Raw genomic sequence first — 7,084 nt, forward strand, 5'->3', positions numbered from 1 at the left:
GTCCGGTCACCGGCCGGACCGGGCCGGAGAAACCGATGCCCCGGCCGGAGGGATCCGGCCGGGGCATCGGTGACGAAAGTGCGTTCGCTAGGCGGACTTCTCGCCGCGTTCGCTGCTGCGACGGCGTGACGGCTGACGTGCCACGATCGTCGGGTTCACGTTCTCGCGAACGGTCTGCTCGGTGATGACGACCTTCGCGACGTCGTCGCGGCTGGGGATGTCGTACATGACCGGCTGCAGGACCTCTTCCATGATCGCGCGCAGGCCGCGGGCGCCGGTGCCGCGGAGCACGGCCTGGTCGGCGATGGCCTCGAGCGCGGTCTTGGTGAACTCCAGCTCGACGTTGTCCATCTCGAAGAGCTTCTTGTACTGCTTCACCAGCGCGTTGCGCGGCGTGGTCAGGATGCTGACCAGCGAGTCCTTGTCGAGGTGGGTCACCGTCGCGACGACCGGGAGACGGCCGATGAACTCCGGGATCAGCCCGAACTTGATCAGGTCCTCCGGCATGGTGTCGGAGAAGATGTCGCTCTCGTCGATCTCGGCCTTGGTGCGGATCTCCGCGCCGAAACCGAGGCCGCGCTTGCCGACCCGCTCGTTGATGATCTTCTCCAGCCCGGCGAACGCGCCGGCCACGATGAACAACACGTTCGTCGTGTCGATCTGGATGAACTCCTGGTGCGGGTGCTTGCGGCCGCCCTGCGGCGGCACCGAGGCGGTGGTGCCCTCGAGGATCTTCAGCAGCGCTTGCTGCACGCCCTCGCCGGACACGTCGCGGGTGATCGACGGGTTCTCCGACTTCCGGGCGATCTTGTCGACCTCGTCGATGTAGATGATGCCCGTCTCGGCGCGCTTGACGTCGTAGTCCGCCGCCTGGATCAGCTTGAGCAGGATGTTCTCGACGTCCTCGCCCACGTACCCGGCCTCGGTGAGCGCCGTGGCGTCCGCGATCGCGAACGGGACGTTCAGCATCTTCGCCAGGGTCTGGGCCAGGTAGGTCTTGCCGCAGCCCGTGGGCCCGAGCATCAGGATGTTGGACTTCGCCAGCTCGACGGTCTCGTCCTTGGAATCCTTCGGCCCGGCCTTGTCGTCGGACTGCACACGCTTGTAGTGGTTGTACACCGCCACGGCCAGCGATCGCTTCGCGTCGTCCTGGCCGATGATGTACTGCTCGAGGAACTCGTGGATCTCGGCGGGTTTGGGCAGCTCGTCGAGCTTGACCTCACCGGCCTCGGCCAGTTCCTCTTCGATGATCTCGTTGCAGAGATCGATGCACTCATCGCAGATGTAGACCCCGGGGCCGGCAATGAGCTTCTTCACCTGCTTCTGGCTCTTGCCGCAGAAAGAACATTTCAGCAGGTCGCCGCCGTCACCGATCCGTGCCATGGCCGTTGACCTCGTCCCCTCCGGCGCGATACGCGCCTGACTGTCTTGCCGCCCCGGTCACGGATGACCTCTCGGAGCCTCACACACTGCCACTGACGGTACCCGCCCGATGCCGTCGGCGGGAGAACCAACGTCACATCTGAGCACGCCAGAAGCTGACCATAGACCAGGGATCCGGTGCGTGTCGTCTCCCGACACGCACCGGTCCCTCCCGCGATCAGCTGCTCGAAGCCTTGCGGTACTCGAGCACCTCGTCGACGATCCCGTACGCCTTGGCCTCGTCGGCCGTCAGGATCTTGTCGCGCTCGATGTCCTTCTTGACCTCGTCGGCGTCCTTGTTCGTGTGCTTCGCCAGGATGACCTCCATCTGGCGCCGCACCCGCTGGATCTCGTTGGCCTGGATCTCCAGGTCCGAGACCTGCCCGTAGGTGCCCTCGGTGGCGGGCTGGTGGATCAGCACGCGCGAGTTCGGCAGGGTGAACCGCTTGCCGGGGGTGCCCGCGGCCAGCAGCACCGCCGCGGCCGAAGCGGCCTGGCCGATGCACATCGTGACGATGTCGGGGCGGACGTACTGCATCGTGTCGTAGATCGCCATCAGCGCGGTGAACGAACCACCGGGCGAGTTGATCAGGATCATGATGTCGCGGTCCGGGTCCTCGTGCTCGAGGTGCAGCAGCTGGACCATGACGTCGTTCGCCGACGCGTCGTCGATCTGCACGCCGAGCATGATCTGGCGCTCTTCGTACAGCTTGTTGTACGGGTTCGATTCCTTGATGCCGTAGCTCGTGCGCTCGACGTACGAGGGCAGGACGTACCGCGACTGCGGCAGCTGGAGCCGCGACTGCATCCCGGGCGCCTGCGACCCGTTCGGAAGCTGGAAGTTGCTCATTGGATTCTCCTGTGTGCGAGGCGCGGATCAGCTGTTGGGAAGCGGGTTCTCACGAGTGAGGACCTGGTCCACGAAGCCGTAGTCCTTCGCCTCCTGCGCGGTGAACCAGCGGTCGCGGTCGCCGTCCTTGACGATCTGCTCGACCGTCTGGCCGGTCTGCTCGGCGGTGATCCGGGCCAGCTCCTGCTTCCACTTGCCGAACACCTCGGCCTGGATGGCGATGTCGGAGGCCGTGCCGCCGACACCCGCCGAGGGCTGGTGCATGAGGATGCGCGCGTGCTGCAGCGCGTACCGCTTGCCGGGCGTGCCGGAGGAGAGCAGGAACTGCCCCATCGACGCGGCGAGGCCCATCGCGTAGGTCGCGACGTCCGGGCGGATCAGCTGCATGGTGTCGTAGATGGCGAAACCCGCGGTGACCGAGCCACCGGGCGAGTTGATGTAGAAGCGGATGTCCGACTCGGAGTCGTCTGCGTCGAGCAGCAACAACTGGGCGGTGATCCGGTTGGCGACCTCGTCGTTGACCTCGGAGCCGAGGACGACGATGCGCTCCTGGAGCAACCGCTCGAAGACCGAGTCGGTGAGGTTGAGCCCTGCGGTACCGGTCCGCGCCTGGGGCGTGTGCTGCGTCACGTCATGCCTGCCTTTTCGCCGACGGCGGCGGGTGGAACGTTCGCCGCCGCGTATGTCCAGATGCTTGAGGATCTTGCAACCGACCCTAACGAACTTGGGCGGTGCAGAATGCCTGACACCGCCCAAGTTCGCTTACAGCTTTACGGTCCGTTTCGAGCGGACCGGATATTCCCTACTCGGCCGCAGTCTTCGCGGGTTCCTCGGTGACCTGCGTCTCCTCGGTTGCGGGGCCGAAGAGCTCTTCGAGGTCGACCGTGGCGCCGGAAGCGTCGGTCACGGTGGTCTTGCGGACCACCGAGGCCAGCGCCTTGCCGCGGCGGACGTCGGCGTAGATCGCGGTCAGCTGACCGGACTGCTGCGCCCGCTGGACGTACTCGTCCGGGCTGACGCCGAAGCGCTGCGCCTGGTAGATGATCCGTTCGGTGAGCTCGCCGTCGTTGACCGACGTCTGCTCGGCGTCGGCGATGCTGTCCAGCAGCAGCTGCGTGCGGACCGCCTTCTCCGACTCTTCGCGCACCTCGGTGTCGAACTCCTCGATCGTGCGGCCTTCGGCCTCGAGCGCCTTCGCGAACTGCGCCTCGTCGTGGTCGAAGGGGTGGATCGCGTCGTGCTTGCGGTTCTCGATCTCGGCCTCGAGGACCTTCTCCGGGATCGCGACCTCGGTGCGCTCGAGCAGTTCCTCGAGGACCTTGTCGCGGGCCTGGACGCCCTGCTGCATCTTCTTGACGCGGCCGAGGCGCTCGCGAAGGTCGGCCTTCAGCTCGTCGATCGTGTCGAACTCGCTGGCCATCTGGGCGAACTCGTCGTCCGCCTCGGGCAGCTCGCGCTGCTTGATGGTCTGCACGGTGACGGTGACGTCGGCGTCCTTGCCGGTGTACTCGCCGGCGACCAGCTTCGTGGTGAAGGTCTTGGTCTCGCCGGCGTTCGCGCCGATGATCGCCTCGTCGATACCGTCGACGAGCTGGCCGGAGCCGATCTCGTAGGACAGGCCGGTGGTCGAAGCCTCCTCGACCTCCTGGCCGTCGACGGTGGCCGCGAGGTCGATCGAGACGAAGTCGCCGTTCTCGGCCGGGCGGTCGACACCGGTGAGCGTGCCGAACCGGGCGCGCAGCTCGTCGAGCTGCTCGTCGACCTCGGCGTCGGTCAGTTCGACGTCGTCGACGCTGACCGAGAAGCCCTCGAGGTCGGGCAGCGAGATCTCCGGGCGGATGTCGACTTCGGCGGTGAACTCGAGGACCTCACGGTCCTCCAGCTTGGTCACCTCGAACTCGGGCTGGCCGAGCGTGCGGACCTCGCCCGCGCGCACGGCTTCCATGTACTTGGCCGGAATGACCTCGTTGACGACCTCGTCGAGCACCGGGGCTCGCCCGATCCGGCTTTCCAGCACGCGAGCCGGCGCCTTGCCCGGGCGGAAGCCGGGGATGCGCACCTGCTGGGCGATCTTGCGGTAGGCGCGGTCGAAGTTCGGCTTGAGCTCGTCGAACGGCACCTCGACATTGATCTTGACTCGCGTCGGGCTGAGCTGCTCGACGGTGCTCTTCAACGTATTCTCCTCGAGCGGTAAACGATGTGTTTGAGCATCCGCATGTCGTCGACGGCGGATGTGCCCTGGTCACCTTGCAGACCGGGCCGTCCGAGTCTAGGCCGTGTCGCTCACCGGTCCGGTCCCGGGGCCACCACCGCCGCCACCACCCCGTCCTCATCCGCCGCTCACGGGTTTCGAACGACGTCGCAGCGACCACCCGCCGACCACCCGATCGGACCAGTTTTCGGTTCTTCTCTGTTACGAACCGGCCCTTTCCTGGACACGGATGCGTGCCACGATCCACCATCGGGCGCCGTGACGTGGCGTTTCGGCGATCGGATGAAGTTTACAAACCAATACTAATTGTCTACGGTGTGACAGCTTGTCCCGGTAGCATCGACCGAGGGGAACGATCGATGACCGTCGCCGTAACCCGGTCCGGGGACACGGGGGAATCGTCCGAGAGAAGACCGAGACGCGGTGTGCCCAACCCGCGTCTCCCGTTGCCGGTGGTCTCGGTGCCGACGGTGCTGCTGTTCGTCGGCGGCGCCATGGTCTGGACGGGCGCCACCTGGCTGGTCGTCAACGAGGCCGCGCCGCTCTGGGTGACCATTCCCCTGCACGCGCTCGTCACCTTCACCATGTTCACCGTGCTGCACGAGTCGACGCACCACGCGGCCGGACAGCTCACCTGGGTCAACGAACTGCTCGGCAGGCTCGCGATGCCGTTCGTGGCCGTCTACGGCTCCTTTCCCCTGGTGCGCTACATCCATCTGGAGCACCACCGCAACACCAACGAGGACGCCCACACCGATCCCGACGCCTGGACCGCGCACGGCCCCTGGTGGCAGCTGCCGCTGCGCTGGCTGACCATCGACTTCTGGTACGCCCGCTTCTACGTGGCACGGCAGCGCACGCGGCCGCCGTCGGAGCGGGCCGAGACCGCGGCCGCCGTCACGCTGAGCCTCGCCGCGTTCGCCTGGCTGACGGTGAGCGGCCACGGCTGGGAACTGCTGATGGTCTACCTGATCCCGCAGCGCGTCGGGCTGGCCGTGCTGGCCTGGTGGTTCGACTGGCTGCCGCATCACGACCTCGGCGCGCAGCGGCAGAACCGGTTCGGCGCCACGCGCGTCCGCGTCGGGCTCGAATGGCTGATGACGCCGATCATGCTGTGCCAGAACTACCATCTGGTGCACCATCTCCACCCCGCGATCCCGTTCTACCGCTACCTGCGCACGTGGCGGGACAACCGCGACGCGTACCTCGCCAGGGACGTCCCGATCGCCACCCCGTGGGGCCGCGAGCTGACGTCGTCGGAGTACCGCGAATGGCGTCAGCTCACCGATTCGTTCGACGAGGAACCGCCCCCGCCCCCGCCGCGGCAGCCGAGCCGGTTCCACTCGCTGCGGGTCGCCGAGGTCCGGGCACTGTGCGAGGGCGCCGTCACCGTGACGTTCGACGTCCCGGAGCGGCTGCGGGAGACCTTCCGGTTCACCCCCGGCCAGCATCTCGTCATCCGCGCGGAGGTCGACGGGGAAGAGGTGCGGCGCGCCTACTCGATCTGCTCGACGCCGGACTCCGGTGTGCTGCGGATCGCGATCAAGCATCAGCTCGGCGGCGCGTTCTCGACGTTCGCCACCACGGAACTCGCGGCGGGCGACGCACTGGAGGTCCTGCCCCCGGACGGGGAGTTCACGCTGACCCCGGCGCGGAGCCGCGCCGGCCGCTACGTCGCGCTCGCCGCGGGCAGCGGGATCACGCCGATCCTGTCGATCCTGACCGCGGCCTTGCAGGACGAGCCGAACAGCAAGGCGACCCTGCTCTACATCAACACCTCCGGTGCCAGCACGATGTTCGCCGACGAGCTCGGTGCCCTCGCCACGCGGCTGGGCGGGCGGCTGCACGTGGTCCACTACCGCACCGACGAACGCGACCCGGATCTGCGCACGCAGCGACCGGAGAGGCCGTTCGACATCGTCGGCGAGGCGCTCGCCATCTCCCATGAGCGCTACCAGCGCGGCCGGCTGGACGGCACCCGTCTCCGCGCGCTGCTGCAGTCGCGGCTGCACCCGGCGAAGGTGGACGAGTGGTTCCTGTGCGGCCCGCGCGACCTCGTCGACATGGCCCGCCGGACCCTCGCGGAACGCGACGTCCCCGAGGAGAACGTCCATTTCGAACTGTTCCAGGGCGCGCTGCCCGTCCGCCCCTCGCGGCGGCCTGGCCCGACGCTGACGGTGACCGCGGGCGGGAAGACCGCCGAAATCCCAGCGACGGTGGGCGAAACCGTGCTCAGCGCCGCGCTCCGGCACGGCGTCGACGCGCCGTACGCGTGCGTCGGCGGGGCCTGCGGCACCTGCCGGGCGACGGTGGTGCGGGGCAGCGCGCGGATGGACGTGCACTATGCGCTCGGGGCCGACGAGGTCGCGGCGGGGCGGATCCTGACCTGCCGTGCGGTGGCCACCTCCCCCGAACTGGCCGTGGACTACGACCGCTGACCCGTCCCGCGACTTCGACCTTCACCTTCCCTAGTTCATGAAGGGGTCCTTCATTGCGCCTAGCGCTGTGAAGGACCCCTTCATGTACTTCCGACAGGTCAAAGGCGTGTCGCGAAAGCCACTTTCGGGACGTCTGATGTCCCGAAAGTGGCTTTCGCGACA

The 7,084-nt window shown here is 67.5% G+C and carries 5 protein-coding genes; 1 reads left to right on the plus strand and 4 read right to left on the minus strand.

Annotation, left to right across the window (positions count from 1 at the left end):
- Positions 1-87 precede the first annotated feature (87 nt).
- The 4 genes from clpX to tig form a co-directional block, all read right to left on the minus strand.
- Positions 88-1,383 (minus strand): ATP-dependent Clp protease ATP-binding subunit ClpX, encoded by a 1,296-nt coding sequence (gene clpX / locus ACXIZN_RS22530; protein WP_016332355.1) that lies wholly within the window; start codon positions 1,381-1,383, stop codon positions 88-90.
- 217 nt (positions 1,384-1,600) lie between these two features.
- Positions 1,601-2,272 carry an ATP-dependent Clp protease proteolytic subunit gene (locus tag ACXIZN_RS22535; RefSeq protein ID WP_005158392.1) on the minus strand — a complete coding sequence of 224 codons (672 nt, stop codon included), beginning with the start codon at positions 2,270-2,272 and terminating at the stop codon, positions 1,601-1,603.
- Between the two features lie 27 nt (positions 2,273-2,299).
- Positions 2,300-2,902 carry a ClpP family protease gene (locus tag ACXIZN_RS22540; RefSeq protein WP_016332353.1) on the minus strand — a complete coding sequence of 201 codons (603 nt, stop codon included), beginning with the start codon at positions 2,900-2,902 and terminating at the stop codon, positions 2,300-2,302.
- A gap of 172 nt (positions 2,903-3,074) precedes the next feature.
- Positions 3,075-4,445 (minus strand): trigger factor, encoded by a 1,371-nt coding sequence (gene tig, locus ACXIZN_RS22545; RefSeq protein ID WP_457956707.1) that lies wholly within the window; start codon positions 4,443-4,445, stop codon positions 3,075-3,077.
- 464 nt (positions 4,446-4,909) lie between these two features.
- Between tig and ACXIZN_RS22550 the strand changes: the two genes are divergently transcribed.
- The gene (locus ACXIZN_RS22550) at positions 4,910-6,922 is read left to right on the plus strand and encodes a fatty acid desaturase (RefSeq protein ID WP_457956709.1); all 2,013 of its coding nucleotides are present in this window, start codon (positions 4,910-4,912) and stop codon (positions 6,920-6,922) included.
- Positions 6,923-7,084 lie beyond the last annotated feature (162 nt).

This window comes from Amycolatopsis sp. TRM77291 (assembly GCF_054166285.1).

What these genes read in the sequence shown, in the direction of transcription:
- clpX (WP_016332355.1), bottom strand. Translation starts at nt 1,383, where the DNA reads ATGGCACGGATCGGTGACGGCGGCGACCTGCTGAAATGTTCTTTCTGC.
- ACXIZN_RS22535 (WP_005158392.1), bottom strand. Translation starts at nt 2,272, where the DNA reads ATGAGCAACTTCCAGCTTCCGAACGGGTCGCAGGCGCCCGGGATGCAG.